The following is an 18364-nucleotide window of genomic DNA, read 5'->3' as shown; positions in this document are numbered from 1 at the left end:
CCCTCACCCATGCCCCGATCAGACCGCGCCACGACACCGAGCGTCCGCGAACGCGCTCGGCGCCATTCCTGGGTGCGCGTGTTCCTGCCGGTCGCGCTGATCCTGGTCTGGCTCGTGGGCGCGTCGCTCGGCGGGCCGCTCTTCGGCAAGGTCGACGAGGTCTCCTCCAACGACCAGACCACCTATCTCCCCGAGTCGGCGGACGCCACCCAGGTGCAGGAGCTGCTGGGCGAGTTCCGCGACAGCGACGAGATCCCCGCGATCGCGGTCTTCACCTCCGAGACGACGCTGACGGATGCCGAGATCTCCGCGATCACGGACGCCATCGCCGACACGCCCTCACTCGAGGGCATCGCCGACGACGTCTCGCCCGCGATCGTCTCCGACGACGGATACGCCGTGCAGGCGTTCATCCCGATCAGTGGGGACGCCGAGTTGAAGGACGTCACAGCTGAGCTCGGCGCCGAGTTGCGCGCCTCCGCCCCCGACGGCGTCAGCGTCTACATCACGGGTCCCGCCGGATTCACCGCCGATCTCGCGGCCGGCTTCGCGGGCATCGACGGACTCCTCCTGGGCGTCGCGCTGCTCGCCGTCCTGGTGATCCTCGTGCTCGTCTACCGATCGTTGCTGCTGCCTCTCGTGGTGCTGTCCACCAGCCTCTTCGCGCTCTGCGTCGCGCTGCTCGTCGTGTGGTGGCTCGCGAAGTTCGAGGTCCTGCTGCTGAGCGGTCAGACCCAGGGGATCCTCTTCATCCTCGTGATCGGCGCCGCGACCGACTACGCGCTGCTGTTCGTCGCGCGCTTCCGCGAAGAACTGCGCATCGCAGAGGACAAGGGCACGGCGGTCATGGCCGCGTGGAAGGGGTCGTTCGAGCCGATCGTCGCCTCCGGTGGCACGGTGATCGCGGGCCTGCTGTGCCTGCTGCTGAGCGATCTCAAGTCGAACAGCACCCTCGGCCCGGTCGCGGCGATCGGCATCGTCTTCGCGATGCTCGCGGCGCTCAGCCTGCTGCCTGCTCTGCTGCTCCTCTTCGGCCGCGCGGTGTTCTGGCCGCGTCGACCGCGCTTCGAGCCGGAGGTCCTCGCCGAGGGACACGGCATGCGCACCACGGGCCTCTGGGCGCGCCTGGCGGGGGGCATCACCCGTCGCCCGCGTGTGATCTGGATCGTCACGACGCTGGTGCTGATCGTCGGCGCCGCGGGCATCACCCAGCTGAACGCGGTGGGTGTGCCGCAGTCCGACCTCGTCCTGGGCGCGTCCGAGGCGCGCGATGGCCAGTCGGCGCTCGGTGAGCACTTCCCGGGCGGCTCGGGCAGCCCGGCCTACGTGATCGTCGCCGAGGATTCGCTGCAGGATGCCGCGGACGTACTGCTCGCGAACGACGGCGTCGACAGCGTCGCGGTCACGGCATCCGATTCCCCCAGCGGAACCGCGAGCGTGACGACCGACGGCATCGTCGCGGTCGGCCCTCCCGGAACCCCTGCACCCGACCCGACCGTGATCGGCGGCGAGGTGCTGCTGCAGGCGACGCTCACCGACGCCGCCGATTCGGATGCCGCGGCCGAGACCGTTCGCTCCCTCCGGGCCGAGCTGGACGACGTCGATGCCCTGGTCGGCGGGGTGACGGCGACCGCGATCGACACGAACGACGCCTCGATCCACGATCGCAATCTGATCATCCCCGTGATCCTCGTCGTCATCATGCTGATCCTGATGCTGCTGCTGCGTTCGATCCTCGCGCCGGTGCTCCTGATCCTCACCACGGTGCTGTCGTTCGGCACCGCGATGGGCGTCTCGGCGCTGGTCTTCGACGGCATCTTCGACTTCCCCGGAGCAGATCCCGCCGTGCCGCTCTACGGCTTCGTCTTCCTCGTCGCCCTCGGGATCGACTACAACATCTTCCTGATGACGCGCGTGCGCGAGGAGTCGCTGGCGCACGGCACGCGCGAGGGTGTGCTGCGCGGCCTGTCGATCACGGGAGGCGTCATCACCTCGGCCGGCCTCGTGCTGGCCGCGACCTTCGCCGCGCTCTCGGTCATCCCGATCCTGTTCCTCGTGCAGCTCGCGTTCATCGTGGCGTTCGGAGTGCTGCTCGACACGTTCATCGTGCGGTCGCTGCTCGTGCCCGCGCTCGCCTACGACATCGGCAAGAAGATCTGGTGGCCGTCGAAGCTCTGGCGCCGGGGGCTGGGCTGACTCCCTGCCGAGCCTCGGGGGCCCAGCGTGTCCGGTCGCTAGACTGGAGACAAGGCCCCCGTAGCTCAGCAGGATAGAGCAGCCCTCTCCTAAAGGGCAGGTCGCAGGTTCGAATCCTGTCGAGGGCACGATCATGATCATCCGACGACGAGTGGGACACGACGATGACCGATCCGACGCAGAACCCGTACGTGCCGCCGCCCGCACCGGGCGCGCCCGTCCCGCCGGCCGCGTCGGTCCCGCCCGTCGCGTCGGTCCCGCCCGTCCCCCCGGCGCCGACCGCGAGCCCGTTCAGTTACCAGCCGCCACCCGCGCCGCAGTACGCGCCACCGGCGGCACCGGAGTACTCGACGCCGCCGCAGCCCGTCCAGCCCGCGCAGCAGGTCGCACCCTCCGGTCATCCCGGTCAGGCCCCCGCGCCCGCGGGTCGCCGGCAGACGTCACCGCAGACCAGCAGCATCATCTCGGTCATCGCCGGAGCGGTCTCGATCATCGTCCTCCCCTGGATCGCCGGATTCATCGGCATCGGAATGGGCGTGTTCACCCTCCGCACGCAGTCGACCGCCCGTCGGCAGGGACTCCCCACGAGCGGCGCCCATACGACGATGGCCGTCGTCGGGATCGTCCTCGGCTCGATCGGCATCCTCGCGAAGCTCGCGCTCGACTACTTCCTCTGATCGTCGTGCCCTGAGCCGCGCCGACTCGCGCGGTCAGGCCGCGAGGGCGAGGTACGGCTCCCACCGCGGGTCGCTGCGCTCAGTACCGCGCACGGTCCATGCGGTGCCGTGCGGAGGGCGGGGCACGAACCGCAGCTCCCAGCGCATCTCCTGCGGGGTGCGATTGCTCTTGACGTTGTTGCACCGGAGGCAGCAGGCGACGAGGTTCTCCCACGAGTCTGCTCCGCCTCGCGAACGCGGCATCACGTGGTCGATCGTCGACGCCGCCTTGCCGCAGTAGCCGCAGCGATGGTTGTCGCGGCGCAGCACGCCGCGACGGGTGACCGGCACCCGTCGACTGTTCGGCACGCGCACGTAGCGCGAGAGGATGATCACCGCCGGGCGGTCGTAGGCACCGCGGCTCCCCCAGACGGGGTCCCCCTCGATGCGTTCGATCACCGAGGCCTTGTCGTTCATCACGAGCACGAGGGCTCGCTTGAACGACACGATCGCCAGGGGCTCGTAGCCCGCGTTCAGGACAAGTGTGCGCATTCGTCATCCTCTCGATCCGCCGGGACGGCTTCCCGGCACTCTCGACTCACACGGCGCCGTGCCGGCGGAGGAATGATCGCAGAGACGAAAGAAGGCGCTGTCTAGAGACAGCGCCTTCTGCGCGCGGAAGAACCGCGGCGTCCCTGCGGGCAATGCCGGAGGACGTGACGGCCGAGGGCATCCATGGTTCGGATACTCGGTTTCCTGTCCATCGGCTTCTCCCGTCGGTTCGACGACGGGTTCAGGCTAACCCATTGCGGACGGTGCAGGGGCGAAACGGCCGGTGAACGTTCGGGCGTGTTCGCCCACACCGACCGCTCGGAGAGGTCAGCCGGCGTTGGCGCCGAGCCAACCGATGGGCTCGACGAGTCCGCCGTTGACCCACACCTCGAAGTGGAGGTGGTTGGCGGTCGAGCGACCGGTGCTGCCGACGTAACCGATGAGCTGGCCGGCCTCGACCGTCTGCCCCTGCTGCACCTGGCGCGAGCCGTAGATCATGTGGCCGTAGGTGGTCTGCACGCGCTGGCCGCCGACCACGCTGTCGAGCATGACGCAGACGCCGTATCCGCCGATGCTCTCGGCCGAGGCGCGGACGACGCCGGCAGCGGCCGCATAGATCGGGGTGCCGGCGGGGGCGAGCATGTCGGCGCCGTTGTGACCGCCGCCGACCGTGCGGCTGACGTTCCAGGAGCCGAGGGGCAGCGGGTAGCGGACCTCGCCCGACCCGGGGGCGACGAGCGCGTAGCCCGCGGTGTTGAAGCTCGTGCTGGTGCTGGCAGCGGCGGCCTTCGCCGCCTCGGCGGCGCGTGCGGCGGCAGCTTCTTCGGCCTTCTTCTTCTCGATCTCCTCCGGCGTCGTCGCGGTGAAGGTACCGCGATCGAGAGGAGCAGCGGTGGCCTCGGATGCCACGACGAGCGACTGCGCGTCGACGGCGGCGAGCTGCTGGACGGTGGTGGCGGCCTCTGCCGGCTTGGTGGCGGCGTAAGCGGGCAGAGCGACGGCGGCGACGAGAGCACCGACTGCCCCGAAGATGGCGACCGAGCGCATCGGCTTCGCGATGGAGCGGGTGCCGTTCTTCCCACCGGTTCGGCGAGCGACAGCGCGGTCTTCAGATTTCTTCACGGGCAATTCGTTGTCTGCGACCAAAACATCCTCCAGCGCCTGCGCGCTCGGGTAGCGCTGACTCGTCGGCACTCTGCTCTCGTGGCACGTGTGTATCTCGGGTACGTCGTGCGTTTCTCACCGCATCGACGACGAGCCTGGGAGGCAACCGACGCGGTTCATCGTCTGCGGGCTTCGCGGACGACTCGACCGAGGTTACCGGAAGATAACGATCATGTCACCCTGTGAACCTGACAATCCTCGGAGAGCCAGTTCAGGAGCCATTTTCAGGCGGGCTCCCCCACGAGGAAGATGTGCGAGGCCAGCTCGACGGGAAGCTCGAGCCCGTCGTCCTTGCCCTCCATCTGGATCAGGACGTATCCCTCGTTGAAGCGGAAGTCGCCGCGCGCACCGGGCATGACGCCCGCGTCGCGCAGCTGCTCGAGCAGTTCGGGGTCGACCTGCGCGGGCTCGGCGAGTCGACGGACGGTGCCGTCGATCGGCTCACCCGCGGCGTTCAGCTTCTGCACGAGGCCGATGACGCCCTCGTCGAAGGTGCGCGCCGGAACGTCGCCGAGCTGATCGAGACCGGGGATCGGGTTGCCGTACGGCGATTCGGTCGGGTGGCCGAGGAGCTCGACGAGACGACGCTCGACCTGCTCGCTCATGACGTGCTCCCACCGGCAGGCCTCTTCGTGCACGAACGCCCAGTCGAGTCCGATCACATCGGAGAGGAGGCGCTCGGCGAGGCGATGCTTGCGCATCACGTCGACGGCCTTGCGCCGCCCGGCTTCGGTGAGCTCGAGCGTGCGATCCTCGGAGACGATCACCAGGCCGTCGCGCTCCATCCGACCGACGGTCTGCGAGACCGTGGGACCCGAGTGGCCGAGGCGCTCGGAGATGCGGGCACGCAGGGGAACGATGTTCTCCTCCTCGAGTTCGAGGATGGTGCGGAGGTACATCTCCGTGGTGTCGATCAGATCCGTCATGTTCTGGCCCTCCGAGGTTCTTAGGCAAGCCTACATTCCCGCACGGACATCGGGCTCGCGCACGGTGAAACACGCCATGCGCGCCCCGTAGAATCGACGCATGGCGATCGAGATTCCGCGTGACCTCCTGCCCGTCGACGGCCGTTTCGGCTGCGGACCCTCGAAGGTGCGCCCCGCGCAGCTCGAGGCTCTCGTGACCGCGGGAGCGTCGATCCTCGGCACCTCGCACCGACAGGCTCCCGTGAAGAACCTCGTGGGCAGCGTGCGCGAGCAGCTCGCCGCCCTGTTCCGCGCGCCGGAGGGATACGAGATCCTGATCGGCAACGGCGGGTCCACGGCATTCTGGGACGCGGCGGCCTTCGGCCTCATCGAGCGCCGCAGCCAGAACCTCGTCTTCGGCGAGTTCGGCGGAAAGTTCGCCGCCGCTGCGGGCGCTCCCTGGCTCGACGCCCCCGACGTGCGCAAGTCCGAACCGGGATCGGCGACGGTCGCGCAGGTCGTCGAGGGCGTCGATGTCTACGCCTGGCCGCACAACGAGACCTCCACCGGCGTGGCCGTGCCCGTCGAGCGCGTCGCCTCCGAGGGGGCGTTGACCGTCATCGACGCGACCAGCGCCGCGGGCGGCATCGACTTCGACGTCACGCAGGCCGACCTCTACTACTTCGCTCCGCAGAAGAACCTCGGATCCGACGGAGGGCTGTGGTTCGCCGTCGCCTCGCCGGCGGCGATCGAGCGCATCGAACGGATCGCGGCATCCGATCGGTACATCCCCGAGTTCCTGAGCCTGAAGAACGCGCTCGACAACTCGCGACTGAACCAGACGCTCAACACCCCGGCGCTGACGACCCTGCACCTGCTCGACAGCCAGCTGCGGTGGATCCTCGACAACGGGGGTCTGAGCTGGGCCGCCGCCCGCACCGCCGAGTCCTCGGGCGTGCTGTACGACTGGGCGGAGGCGTCGCAGATCGCGACGCCGTTCGTCACGGAAGCGGCGTACCGCTCCCCCGTGGTCGTCACGATCGACTTCGACGACCGCATCGACGCGGCGGCCATCGCGAAGACGCTCCGCGCCAACGGGATCGTCGACACGGAGCCGTACCGCAAGCTCGGGCGCAATCAGCTGCGCGTCGCGACCTTCGTGTCCATCGAGCCGGACGACGTGCGCCAGCTCACCCGCGCGCTCGACTTCGTGCTCGCGAACACCGCCTCCTGAGGTGCGGGCGCGGGCCCTGAGCCCGCGCCTCTCCCCGGATGCCGGAGAGGATCACTCCTCGTCGTCGGAGTCCTCGTCGGAACCCTCGTCGTCGGCATCGTCATCCGACTCCTCGTCGGAGTCCTCCTCTTCCGACGCCTCGTCCTCCGCATCGTCGAGTTCGTCGATGTCGACACCGTCGAGATCCCCGGCGTGCAGGATGTCCGGCGCGTCGTCATCGAGATCGTCATCGTCGAGATCGTCGTCGTCGGAGTCGTCGACCGCTTCGGCGGAATCGTCACCGGCGGCCGCCGCCTGCTCGGCGAGTTCGACCTGATGCGCACGGTAATCGGCGAGGCGCTCGGCCCACGGCACCCACTCGGGAGCGAGAAGCGCACCGTCGCCGGGCAGCAGCTCGACCTCGAGCACCGTCGGGTCCTCGTCGTCGACCCGTGCGACCGTCACGATCCAGTACCAGCCGGGATAGCCGGCGAGACGGTTCTCGAAACGCAGCGAGACCGAACCGTCCTCCTCGGGGAGGAAGCCGGCGGCGGGACCGATGGTGTTCGCGGGAGTGATCTCGCGCAGTGCGGCGAGCGCGAGATCGTGAGCTCCGATGAGACGCTCGTCGGCGTCAGGCTTCGAGGTCATCAGCGACCTTGCGCAGGACGGCCGCGATCTTACGGCCGTGGGAGGAGGACGGGTAGCGTCCGCGACGCAGATCGCCGCCGATACCGTCGAGCAGCTTCACGAGATCCTCGACGATGATCGCCATGTCGTCGGCCGGCTTCCGCTTCGCTTTCGCGAGACTCACGGGCGCTTCGAGCACGCGGACCGAGAGCGCCTGCAGACCGCGCTTGCCGTCGGCGACGCCGAACTCGACGCGGGCGCCCGCCTTGACGGCGGTGCCGGCGGGCATCGCCGACGCATGCAGGAAGACGTCCTGGCCGTCATCGGATGCGATGAAACCGAAGCCCTTGTCTTCGTCGTAGAACCTGACCTTGCCGGTGGGCATGGGAGAAACCTCGCTGAATCGGTGCAGAACAAGACAGCCGCGCCCGTGCGCGACCCCCTCCAGCCTACCGGTCGCCGGCAGCGAGATCTCGAAGGTCCCGGTGCGGGTAGGGTGAGACTGATGAGCACGCAGAACTCCCAGCCGGATGTTCCGATCCGCCGAGTGGATCGGATCCTGGCCTTCACGGCGCTCGGCATCGCCGCGGCATCCGTCATCTGCTTCTTCGCGATCATCATCGGGACCGCGCTCGGCATGGACCAGAAGGCGTTCGGCGACGGCATCTGGCCCATCATCGCCTTCATCCCCTATTGGGGACTCCCCCTCGCCTTCGCGATGATCATCACGCTGCTGACCATGAGCTTCATCCGGAAGGGTCGCGCATCGCGACCCTGAGGGCGGCCTCGTCATGAGCACGCACGCACGACCGCTGGCCGATCGCCTGGCTGCGGCGGGCGACGACGACCTCACGCGGCTCTTCGCCGCGCGCGGTGTGCGCGCCGATCCCGGGTGGCACGACTTCTTCGACGCCGCCGAGGCCCTGCTCGATCCGTCGTCACTGGCCAAGGCGCTGCCCCGGCTGACCTCGGAGGAGGCGGCGGCCCTGCTGCGTGCAGACGGCGCGGGCGATGCCGGTGATCAGCGCGAGGCCCTCGACTCCCTTGCACTGCTGACGCCCGACGGCTCGACCTGGCCGGAGCTCGCGACGACGCTCGAGGGCCGCCCCGCCCCCGCACCGCTCGACGTCTCGGTGCCCCGCCCCTCCGACCCCGCGGCGTCGGCGCACGCCGCGGAACGCGCCTTCACCACGGTCGCCGTCCTCGCCGACCTGCTGATGATCACCCGGGACACCCCGTTCTCGCTCCTCGCGGGCGGCACCGTGAGCGCCGCGGAGAAGCGCCAGCTCGCCGACGCGGGGATCGCGGTCGACCTGGTCGACGCCCTCGTGTCGATCGCCGTCGATGCCCGGCTCGCCACCGCGGCCGAGCGTCGCCTGCGCGTGACCGCGGATGGCGACGGCTGGTTGCGCTCCTCGGCATCCGATCGCTGGACGAGACTCGCGACGTCGTTCCGCGACGCGCTCCCCCGCGGCGTGCGCACCCCGAGCGGCGGATGGATCGCCACCGACGCGTGGATCGACGCCCACCCGTGGGATCCTGCCTGGCCCGACCGCAGCCGCGCGCTGCGGGAGACGGCCGGACTGCTCGGACTCGTCGCCGGAGACGGCAGCGAGCCCGCCTGGGCGACGCCGCTGCGCGAGGGATCCCCCGCGGACACCTCGGCGCTCAACGTTCTGCTTCCCGCCGAGGTCGATCGCATCTTCCTCCAGAACGACCTCACGGCGATCGCCCCCGGCCCCCTCGCGCCCGCGCTCGACGTACGGCTGCGCACGATCGCCGCCCGCGAATCCGCAGCGCAGGCATCCTCGTACCGCTTCACCGCCGAGTCGATCGCGCACGCCTTCGTCGTCGGCGAGAGCGAACAGGGCATCCTCGACTTCCTCGGCGGCATCTCGCTGACCGGCATCCCCCAGCCACTCGCCTACCTCATCGCCCAGACCGCTCAGCGTCACGGGCTGGTGCGCGTCTCGGCCGACGATGAAACCGGACGCACACGCATCGAGAGCGACGACCGGCACCTCATCGACGCGATGGCCGTCGACCAGAGCCTGCGCCCACTCGGGCTGACCGCTCACGTCGACTCCCTCACCACCAAGGTCGGCCGCGACACGGTCTACTGGGCGCTCACCGACGCGCGGTACCCGGCCACACTCATCGGCGCCGACGGCGCGCCTCTCCTCGGCGACCGGCATCCGCCGCGAACGACTTCCGCGCCGACGCCCGCTGCCGTCGACTACGCCCCGCTGATCGCCCGACTGCGCTCCCGACAGGGCCCCGACGCGGATGCCGCCTGGCTCGACCGCGAGCTCGAAGCCGCCGTCCGCGCTCGTGCCGTGCTGCGCGTGACCGTCGGCATGCCCGACGGATCGACCCGAGACCTCCTCCTCGAAGCGACCGGACTCGGCGGCGGACGTCTGCGCGGTCGCGACCGAGCGGCCGACGTCGAGCGCACCCTGCCGGTGTCGAGCATCCGCAGCGCGACGATCGTCGCCCCGTAGGCGCCCGCACAGCCGGGCGCGGGTAGGATTGTCTGCTATGTCTGATGGCCCCCTGATCGTCCAGAGCGATCGCACCGTGCTGCTCGAGGTCGCCCACGCGGATGCCGAGAGCGCGCGCCACGAGCTGGCGATCTTCGCCGAGCTCGAGCGCGCCCCCGAGCACATCCACACGTACCGCATCACGCGCCTGGGACTGTGGAATGCACGCGCCGCCGGGCACACCGCCGACGACATGCTCGAGACCCTCGACCGCTGGTCGCGCTTCCCCGTGCCGCCGTCCGTGGCCGTGGATCTGAAGGAGACGGTGAACCGTTACGGCCGTCTCGTGATCGAGCGCGACGACGAGGGCGTGCTGATCCTGCGCTCCACCGACCCCGCCGTGCTGTCGCAGGTCGCGCACAACAAGCGCATCCAACCGCTGCTGATCGGCCACCCGACTCCCGAGACCTTCGTGGTCGACGCCTGGGCCCGCGGCCAGATCAAGCAGGAGCTCCTCAAGATCGGCTGGCCGGCCGAGGACCTCGCCGGGTACACGCCGGGCACACCGCACGAGATCGACCTCGCCGAGAGCTCCTGGAAGATCCGCCCCTACCAGCAGGATGCCGTCGACGCGTTCGCGAAGGACGGCTCCGGGGTCGTGGTGCTCCCCTGCGGCGCGGGGAAGACGATCGTCGGCGCCGGCGCCATGGCGGCCACCAAAACCACCACGCTCATCCTCGTCACCAACACGGTGTCGGCACGCCAGTGGCGCGACGAACTGCTCAAGCGCACCAGCCTCACCCCCGAGGAGATCGGCGAGTACTCCGGCCAGTCCAAGGAGGTCAAGCCGGTCACGATCGCGACGTACCAGATCCTCACGGCCAAGCGGAAGGGCGAATACGCGCACCTCGCGCTCCTCGACGCGCTCGACTGGGGTCTGATCGTCTACGACGAGGTGCACCTCCTCCCCGCGCCGGTGTTCAAGCTCACGGCAGACCTGCAGGCGCGCCGCCGCATCGGCCTGACCGCTACGCTCGTGCGCGAGGACGGCCGCGAGGGCGATGTCTTCAGCCTGATCGGCCCCAAGCGCTTCGACGCACCGTGGAAGCAGATCGAGGCGCAGGGCTTCATCTCCCCCGCCGCCTGCTACGAGGTGCGCGTCGATCTGCCGCCGGACGACCGGCTCGAGTACGCGGCCGCCACCGACGACGAGCGCTATCGTCTCGCCGCGTCGGCGCCGGCGAAGATCGACGCCGTGCGCGAACTGATCGCGAAGCATCCGGGCGAGCGGATCCTCGTGATCGGCCAGTACCTCGACCAGCTCGAGACGCTGTCGCAAGCGCTCGATGCGCCGCAGATCACCGGGGCCACACCGGTGGACGAGCGCGAGGAGCTGTACCGGCAATTCCGCGAGGGCGAGATCGAGCTGCTCGTCGTGTCGAAGGTCGCGAACTTCTCGATCGACCTGCCCGAGGCATCCGTCGCCATCCAGGTGTCGGGATCGTTCGGATCGCGCCAGGAGGAGGCCCAGCGCCTCGGCCGTCTGCTGCGCCCGAAGCAGTCGGGCCACACCGCCAGCTTCTACACCCTGATCGCCCGCGACACGATCGACCAGGACTACGCGCAGAACCGCCAGCGGTTCCTCGCGGAGCAGGGCTACAGCTACACGATCCTCGACGCGCACGACCTCGCCTCGGTCTAGCCCCCGCGCGTTCCTGCCCTTCCCATCGCGCGAACGGCCGTCGCCGTCCGTTCCGGTCGCGCGAGCGGCTCTTCTCAACGCTCACAGCAGCCCTTCGTGCGACGGAAGGAGCGCCTGTGGAGAGCCGTCCCGGGATGCGTCGGGAGATGACAGAGTCTCGGGATGCAGAGACCGCGACCGATACCGACACGACTGGGGCGTGCGTTCAGCACGCGGGACGCGGCATCGGCCGGTGTGGGCCGCGGCCAGCTGCGGCATCCGCAGTACGACCGCCCGTTCCGCGGCGTACGCGTGCGGCCGACGATGGATCCCCCATCGCACGATCCCTACGTTCGGCAGGCGGACGCCCGTCTGGCCGCGGCGCGCGCCTGGCTCCCGCGGATGCTCGACACACAGTTCTTCAGTCATGAGACGGCGGCAACCATCTGGGGTGCTCCGCTTCCCCTGACCGACGACAGCGCGCGGCCCGGCTTCCCCGTGCACGTGAGCATCTTCGGTGACGGCCCCCTCCCCCGGGAGCCGCACGTCTCCGGCCACCGCGCGCGTCCGCGGACCACGAAGATCGCCCGCCGCGATGGGGTCGCCGCATCCTCGCCCGCGAGCACCTGGGCCAGTCTCGGGCACCTGCCCCTCAACGATCTGGTCGCTCTCGGCGACTACTTCTGCCGAGTCTGGCGCGAGGGCGTCGGTCGTCGGCACGTCGGGCGCACACCTTTCGCCACCCGAGACGAACTCCGAGCCGCGCTGAACGCCGGGCGGAGGGTAGGCAATCCGCGCCTTCGGGAAGCGATCGAGCTCGTGCGCGAGGATTCCTGGTCGCCGCGAGAATCTCAGGTCCGTTGCCTCCTGATGCACGCGGGACTGCCGGAGCCGGAACTCAACCTGGACGTGTTCGACGATCGACGGGACTTCATCGCCTGCCTGGACCTCGCCTACCCGCGGCAGAAGGTGGGCATCGAGTATCACGGCCTACATCATGCGGCGACGTACGCTGCGGATATCGAACGGCTCGCCCGGCTGCGGGCGGCGGGCTGGAACGTGATCGAGGTCTCGGCCGCGCTACTCGCCCGCCCCCGCATCCTGGTGGATCGCGTCCGCGCGGCGCTTCACGGGTGACCCCGCCGGCGCGTCCCGTCGCACGAGCGGCTGCACACGACGCTCCGATCGCGCGGACGGCTGGTCTGAGCGCCGATACCTGCCATTCTCGCGACGGGAAGGATGCCGCGGACGGGGCGCACCGGCAGATAATCAGCCAGAGCATCGGCGGAGTCACCATAATGGGGTCATGACTGCTGCGCGCATCCTTGTCGTCGACGACGAGCCGAACATCCGTGACCTGCTCTCCACGGGCCTCAGCTTCGCGGGGTTCCAGGTGAAGACGGTCGCCAACGGCGCCGCCACCATCTCTGCCGTGCTCGAGGAGGAGCCCGACCTCATCATCCTCGACGTGATGCTGCCCGACATGAACGGTTTCAGCGTCACCAAGCGGCTGCGCGGCGCCGGGTTCACCGCGCCGATCCTGTTCCTCACGGCGAAGGACGGCACCGACGACAAGATCGAGGGCCTGAACGCGGGCGGTGACGACTACGTGACGAAGCCGTTCAGCCTCGACGAGATCGTCGCACGCGCCCAGGCGATCCTGCGCCGGACCATGCAGGCCGACGAGGAGTCGATCATCCGCGCCGGAGAGCTCGCGATGGATCAGGACACGCACGACGTGCACGTGGGCAAGGAGCCCATCGAGCTGAGCCCGACCGAGTTCAAGCTGCTGCGCTACCTCATGCTCAACCCGAACCGCGTGCTGTCGAAGGCCCAGATCCTCGACCACGTGTGGGAGTACGACTTCAACGGCGACGCGGGCATCGTCGAGAGCTACATCTCGTACCTGCGCCGCAAGATCGATCCGCACACCGAGGAATCCCTCATCCAGACCAAGCGCGGCTTCGGCTACATGCTCAAGGTCGGCAAGTCCGCCTGACCCGCACCCGCTCGACCAGAACCACGCCGCACCGGGAGGACCGCATGGCGCACAAGCCGGATGCGGTCACCGCATGGTGGCGTCGGATCAGTCTGCGCGCCAAGGTCACGGGCGTCACGGTCGCGATCCTCGCACTCGGCTTGCTCGTCGCCGGCGTCGGCACCGTCCCGGTGCTGCGCAACGCGCTCGTGCTGAACATCGACGCGCAGCTGCCCGCCCTGGTGTCGAGCAACCTCGCCGATCGCTATTTCGTGGTCGCCGACGACGGCGAGACGCTCACGCCCCGCGACACCCCCCGCGACTTCGCCGTCGCGATCTACAACGCGGACGGGGATCTGCTCGCGTCGTCCGGAGCGATGCCGCTGGAGTCCGCCCCGCTCTTCCCCTCGTCGTACTCCCCGCAGAAGGCCGCGGTGAACGAGGACGAGGTGCGCGACCTGCTCGGAAAGGACGGCAGCGTCTACCGCAGCGCCGTCGCGATCATCCCCGCCGACGGCGGCGCCCTGCGCATCCAGCTCGTCGCGATGCCGCTCGACGAGGCCGACCGGATCATCTCGCAGTACTTCGGCATCTACATCACGATCGCGCTGATCACGATCCTGATCGCCGCCCTCGCAACCCGCGGACTCGTCACCCTCACCTTCCGCCGGCTGGGACAGGTCGAGGCGACGGCGATGTCGATCGCCGCGGGCGATTTCAGCCAGAGACTCACCGATCTGGAGCCGACGACCGAGGTCGGTCGACTCAACACCGCGATCAACACCATGCTCGATCGCGTCGACCGCTCGCTCGCGCAGCGCGAGCGCACCGTTCGGCACATGCGCCGGTTCATCGGCGATGCGAGCCACGAGCTGCGCACGCCGCTGGTGAGCGTGCGCGGCTACGCCGAGCTGTATCGGATGGGCGCGATCCAGGGCGACGAGGACACCGCCCGCGCCATGGAGCGCATCGAGAAAGAGGCGATCCGGATGGGCGTGCTCGTCGAGGATCTCCTCGCGCTCGCCCGTCTCGACGAGGAGCGCGAGCCGGAGATCGCCGCTCTCGATCTGCGCCCCGTCGCGCGAGACGCCGCCCTCGACCTGCGCGCGGCAGCTCCGGGACGCACGGTGACGGTCATCGACCGCACAGCCGAGACGAGCGACACCGCGAGCGTGAGCATCGCCTCGGTGCCCGCGCCCCCGCCGCCGCCCCGCGGGCTCTCGCGCGCGGCCCTCTCGCGTCTGCGACGACGGCCGCGTTCGACACCCACGCCGACCGAGCAGATCCCCGCGATCGACTTCTCGGAGACCCCCGACACCCCGGTCCGGACTCCCCCGATCGTGCTCGGCGAAGAGAACAAGGTGCGCCAGGTCGTCACGAACCTGCTCGGCAACGCGCGCCGGTTCTCCCCCGAGGACGGTCCGATCGAGATCGTCGTCGACGCGAACCGTCTCCAGGGCACGGCGAGCATCGCGATCGTCGACCACGGGGAGGGCATCCCGCCGCAGATCCGCGAGCAGATCTTCGAGCGTTTCTGGCGCGCGGACACGTCGCGCGCACGGGAGACCGGCGGGTCGGGCCTGGGCCTCGCGATCGTCGCGTCGATCATGAAGGCACTGCACGGCAGCGTCACCGTCTCGGAGACCCCGGGCGGCGGCGCCACCTTCACGGTCGTTCTTCCGCTCGCACCCTCGCGCGCGACACCGGCCCACCTCCTCGAGGACACGCAGCCGCTCGAGCCGCTCGACCTCTGACACGGCCACGCTCGCGCATCTCCTGCACCGATGCGGGATCGAGCGGGTTCTTCCGCAACGCCGTCGAGCGCGCGAATCGCGTGAATGGACGGGCGGATGTCCGACCTAGTCTCGGAACTCCCATCACGAAGGAGAATCCAGATGTCCATCTTCACCGTCGACACCGAAGCAGTCCAGGCAGCGAACAGCGCCGCCCGCGCCACCATGGAGCGCCTGCAGTCCGAATCGACCACCCTCATGGCCCAGCTCACGCAGCTGCAGTCGTCATGGGTGGGCAGCGCCGCGACCGCGTTCCAGGGATGCGCGGAGCAGTGGCGCACCGCAGCTCTGCAGGTCGAGCAGGTTCTCGACTCGATCGGCACCTCGCTCGGCTCGGCCGCGATGCAGTACAGCGACGCCGACCAGTACTCCGCGAGCCTGTTCCGCTGACGTCCGGCGGCCGATGCCCACCGGCCGCCACCGACCTCTTGCGGACGGTGGCTCCTCCCCGCCGTCCCCAGGAACGCAGAACGCCCCCGGCCGAAGCCGGGGGCGTTCTGTCATGCGCGATGGATCAGAAGTCCATGCCACCCGACGGGTCGCCGACCGGAGCGGACGCCTTCTCGGGCTTGTCGGCCACGACGGCCTCGGTGGTGAGGAACAGCGCGGCGATCGACGCGGCGTTCTGCAGCGCGGAGCGCGTCACCTTGGCCGGGTCGATGATGCCGGCGCCGAACATGTCGACGTACTCGCCCGTGGCGGCGTTGAGGCCCTGGCCCGCAGGGAGCTCGGAGACCTTGTTCGCCACGACACCCGGCTCGAGACCGGCGTTCAGCGCGATCTGCTTGAGCGGAGCCTCGATCGCCACGCGGACGATGTTCGCACCGGTCGCCTCGTCACCCGAGAGCGACAGACCGTTGAGCGCCTTCGTGCCGGACTGGATCAGCGCGACGCCACCACCGGGGACGATGCCCTCTTCGACGGCTGCCTTCGCGTTGCGGACGGCGTCCTCGATGCGGTGCTTGCGCTCCTTGAGCTCGACCTCGGTGGCCGCGCCCGCCTTGATGACGGCGACACCACCGGCGAGCTTCGCCAGGCGCTCCTGCAGCTTCTCGCGGTCGTAGTCGCTGTCGGTGTTCTCGATCTCGCGACGGATCTGGGTCACGCGACCCTCGATCTGCTCGGCCTCGCCGGCACCCTCGACGATCGTGGTCTCGTCCTTGGTGACGATGACCTTGCGGGCACGACCCAGCAGGTCGAGCGTGGCGTTCTCGAGCTTCAGGCCGACCTCTTCGGTGATGACCTGACCGCCGGTGAGGATCGCGATGTCCTGCAGCTGCGCCTTGCGACGGTCGCCGAAGCCGGGAGCCTTGACGGCGACCGACTTGAAGATGCCCTTGAGCTTGTTGAGCACGAGAGTCGCGAGAGCTTCGCCCTCGACGTCCTCGGCGATGATGACGAGCTCCTTGCCGTCCTGGATCACCTTGTCGACGATCGGCAGGAGGTCCTTGATGTTGGAGACCTTCTGGTTCGCGATCAGGATGTAGGGGTCCTCGAAGACGGCTTCCTGACGGTCGGGGTCCGTGACGAAGTACGGGTTCAGGTAGCCCTTGTCGAAGCGCATGCCCTCGGTGAGCTCGAGCTCGGTGCCGAAGGTCTGCGACTCCTCGACGGTGACCACACCCTCCTTGCCGACCTTGTCGATCGCCTCGGCGATGAGCTCGCCGATCGCGGGGTCTGCGGCGGAGATGGATGCCGTGGCGGCGATCTGCTCCTTGGAATCGATCTCCTTGGCGCTGGAGAGCAGCTCCTCGGTGATCGCGGCGACGGCCTTCTCGATACCACGCTTGAGCGAGATCGGGTCGGCACCGGCTGCGACGTTGCGCAGACCCTCGCGGACCAGAGCCTGAGCGAGGACCGTGGCGGTGGTGGTTCCGTCACCGGCGACGTCGTCGGTCTTCTTGGCGACCTCCTTGACGAGCTCCGCGCCGATCTTCTCGTACGGGTCGTCCAGCTCGATCTCCTTGGCGATGGACACACCGTCGTTCGTGATCGTGGGGGCGCCCCACTTCTTCTCGAGCACGACGTTGCGACCACGCGGGCCGAGGGTCACCTTGACCGCGTCGGCGAGGATGTTGAGGCCGCGCTCGAGGCCGCGGCGGGCCTCCTCATCGAAAGCAATGATCTTTGCCATGAGTTTTTTCGTCCCTCCTGGACGTAGACGTTGGGTTTAGCACTCAGAGTGAGAGAGTGCTAACGCCATTCTGGCACTCGACCCCTGCGAGTGCAAGCCGCGCGCGGAGGGTGTCGAACGCGAGTCAGGGAGCGGGCGTCTCGTCCGAAGTCTCGGGGGCGGTGGCGGAGCGATCGAGGCCGATGACGATCGTGAACTGCTTCGCCTCGCCGTCGTTGAGGTCGGCGTAGAAGTCGCTCTGCTCGACCGCCGCGCCCCCGATCAGGTCGGCGACGCCGAGTGCGGCCGGACGATCGGCCTCGTCGACGTAGTACACCGTGGTGGTCTCGAAGTCCTGGCTGCCGCTGTCGCTCGCGTACACGGTTCCGAAGCCGGCGTTGAGCAGGGTGTCGCGCATCTGCTCGTCGAGCCCCTCATCGGGTGTGGCGTTGAGGATCGTGATCTCGAACGACGTGTCGACGACGCCCGTCTCGACCGGAGTCGGCTCGGCGGTCGGCACCGCTTCGGGGAAGAGGTCGATCCGACCCATCACGACCAGCGAGCCGAAGATGCCCACGATGATGAGCACGAGCGCCGCGACGAACGACCACAGCAGCACCACCCAACCGTTCATGCCCGGCGCTTCGGCGCGGTGCGCCCCGACGCGGCCGGATGAGCGGGGGACGTCGTCGAAACGATCACGGGTGGGCTTGGACACCCCACGATGCTATCCGAGAGCGCGGTCAGCCCACGAAACCAGGGGTGCGCGCCGAACGCCGCAGAACTCGCGAGTCGCGCAGACGGCGCAACCGACGGATCAGCATCGGATCGAATTCGAGCGCGGCATCCGACTCGATCAGCCTGCCGAGGAGCTGGTAGTAACGGGCGGCACTCATCCCCAACTGCGCCCGGATGGCCTCTTCCTTCGCCCCGCTGTGCCGGGGCCAGACCGTCTCGAGCGCGAGGATCGCGCGGTCGCGCTCCGTGAGGTCACCGATCATGT

18 protein-coding genes and 1 tRNA gene are annotated in these 18364 nt (G+C 69.2%); 11 read left to right on the top strand and 8 right to left on the bottom strand.

Annotation, left to right across the window (positions count from 1 at the left end):
- Positions 1-9: 9 nt before the first annotated feature.
- The 3 genes from ACIPVN_RS14335 to ACIPVN_RS14325 all read left to right on the top strand — a co-directional run bounded on the left by ACIPVN_RS14335 (position 10) and on the right by ACIPVN_RS14325 (position 2873).
- Entirely contained in the window at positions 10-2196 is a 2187-nt protein-coding gene (locus ACIPVN_RS14335; RefSeq protein WP_400444065.1) for an MMPL family transporter, read from the top strand.
- Positions 2197-2250: 54 nt separating this feature from the next.
- Positions 2251-2324 (top strand) — tRNA-Arg (locus ACIPVN_RS14330).
- 36 nt (positions 2325-2360) lie between these two features.
- Positions 2361-2873, top strand: a complete 513-nt coding sequence (locus tag ACIPVN_RS14325; protein ID WP_400444064.1) for a hypothetical protein — start codon at positions 2361-2363, stop codon at positions 2871-2873.
- A gap of 33 nt (positions 2874-2906) precedes the next feature.
- Here ACIPVN_RS14325 and ACIPVN_RS14320 read toward each other — a convergent pair whose 3' ends face one another.
- From ACIPVN_RS14320 to ACIPVN_RS14310, 3 genes are all read right to left on the bottom strand, one after another.
- Complete coding sequence (locus tag ACIPVN_RS14320) at positions 2907-3404, bottom strand: HNH endonuclease (RefSeq protein WP_247624977.1); 498 nt, start codon at positions 3402-3404, stop codon at positions 2907-2909.
- A gap of 327 nt (positions 3405-3731) precedes the next feature.
- Positions 3732-4526 carry a M23 family metallopeptidase gene (locus tag ACIPVN_RS14315; protein ID WP_400444061.1) on the bottom strand — a complete coding sequence of 265 codons (795 nt, stop codon included), beginning with the start codon at positions 4524-4526 and terminating at the stop codon, positions 3732-3734.
- Between the two features lie 266 nt (positions 4527-4792).
- Positions 4793-5494, bottom strand: coding sequence for an iron dependent repressor, metal binding and dimerization domain protein (locus ACIPVN_RS14310; protein WP_400444058.1), 702 nt, complete (start codon positions 5492-5494; stop codon positions 4793-4795).
- A gap of 100 nt (positions 5495-5594) precedes the next feature.
- On the opposite strand from ACIPVN_RS14310, the gene serC reads away from it, so the two are divergent.
- Entirely contained in the window at positions 5595-6707 is a 1113-nt protein-coding gene (gene serC, locus ACIPVN_RS14305) for a phosphoserine transaminase (RefSeq protein ID WP_400444055.1), read from the top strand.
- Positions 6708-6758: 51 nt separating this feature from the next.
- On the opposite strand, the gene ACIPVN_RS14300 is transcribed toward serC, so the two are convergent.
- Entirely contained in the window at positions 6759-7337 is a 579-nt protein-coding gene (locus tag ACIPVN_RS14300) for a DUF3027 domain-containing protein (protein WP_400444052.1), read from the bottom strand.
- The gene (locus ACIPVN_RS14295) at positions 7321-7701 is read right to left on the bottom strand and encodes a cold-shock protein (RefSeq protein WP_247624982.1); all 381 of its coding nucleotides are present in this window, start codon (positions 7699-7701) and stop codon (positions 7321-7323) included. Before ACIPVN_RS14295 ends, ACIPVN_RS14300 begins: the two co-directional genes overlap by 17 nt.
- A 120-nt stretch (positions 7702-7821) precedes the next feature.
- Between ACIPVN_RS14295 and ACIPVN_RS14290 the strand changes: the two genes are divergently transcribed.
- The 7 genes from ACIPVN_RS14290 to ACIPVN_RS14260 all read left to right on the top strand — a co-directional run bounded on the left by ACIPVN_RS14290 (position 7822) and on the right by ACIPVN_RS14260 (position 15638).
- Complete coding sequence (locus tag ACIPVN_RS14290; RefSeq protein ID WP_400444049.1) at positions 7822-8094, top strand: multidrug ABC transporter ATPase; 273 nt, start codon at positions 7822-7824, stop codon at positions 8092-8094.
- A 13-nt stretch (positions 8095-8107) separates the two neighbouring features.
- Complete coding sequence (locus tag ACIPVN_RS14285) at positions 8108-9817, top strand: helicase-associated domain-containing protein (RefSeq protein ID WP_400444047.1); 1710 nt, start codon at positions 8108-8110, stop codon at positions 9815-9817.
- A 37-nt stretch (positions 9818-9854) separates the two neighbouring features.
- Positions 9855-11498, top strand: a complete 1644-nt coding sequence (locus ACIPVN_RS14280; protein ID WP_400444045.1) for a DNA repair helicase XPB — start codon at positions 9855-9857, stop codon at positions 11496-11498.
- A gap of 162 nt (positions 11499-11660) precedes the next feature.
- The gene (locus ACIPVN_RS14275; RefSeq protein WP_400444042.1) at positions 11661-12614 is read left to right on the top strand and encodes a hypothetical protein; all 954 of its coding nucleotides are present in this window, start codon (positions 11661-11663) and stop codon (positions 12612-12614) included.
- 169 nt (positions 12615-12783) lie between these two features.
- Positions 12784-13476 carry a response regulator transcription factor gene (locus ACIPVN_RS14270; protein ID WP_247624986.1) on the top strand — a complete coding sequence of 231 codons (693 nt, stop codon included), beginning with the start codon at positions 12784-12786 and terminating at the stop codon, positions 13474-13476.
- Positions 13477-13520: 44 nt separating this feature from the next.
- Positions 13521-15209, top strand: coding sequence for a sensor histidine kinase (locus ACIPVN_RS14265; RefSeq protein ID WP_400444038.1), 1689 nt, complete (start codon positions 13521-13523; stop codon positions 15207-15209).
- Between the two features lie 141 nt (positions 15210-15350).
- Positions 15351-15638: a WXG100 family type VII secretion target gene (locus ACIPVN_RS14260; RefSeq protein WP_400444035.1), complete on the top strand. Its 288-nt coding sequence runs from the start codon at positions 15351-15353 to the stop codon at positions 15636-15638.
- Positions 15639-15762: 124 nt separating this feature from the next.
- Here ACIPVN_RS14260 and groL read toward each other — a convergent pair whose 3' ends face one another.
- The 3 genes from groL to ACIPVN_RS14245 form a co-directional block, all read right to left on the bottom strand.
- Complete coding sequence (gene groL / locus ACIPVN_RS14255) at positions 15763-17382, bottom strand: chaperonin GroEL (protein ID WP_400444032.1); 1620 nt, start codon at positions 17380-17382, stop codon at positions 15763-15765.
- A gap of 124 nt (positions 17383-17506) precedes the next feature.
- Positions 17507-18079: a LytR C-terminal domain-containing protein gene (locus tag ACIPVN_RS14250; protein ID WP_400444029.1), complete on the bottom strand. Its 573-nt coding sequence runs from the start codon at positions 18077-18079 to the stop codon at positions 17507-17509.
- A 25-nt stretch (positions 18080-18104) separates the two neighbouring features.
- Positions 18105-18362, bottom strand: coding sequence for a DUF3263 domain-containing protein (locus ACIPVN_RS14245; protein ID WP_400444026.1), 258 nt, complete (start codon positions 18360-18362; stop codon positions 18105-18107).
- Between the last annotated feature and the right edge of the window lie 2 nt (positions 18363-18364).

The organism is Microbacterium sp. NPDC090003, from assembly GCF_044748385.1.
GTDB lineage: Bacteria > Actinomycetota > Actinomycetes > Actinomycetales > Microbacteriaceae > Microbacterium.
The sequence above is the reverse complement of the archived record's forward strand: the minus strand, read 5'-3'. Positions and strand labels throughout refer to the sequence as shown.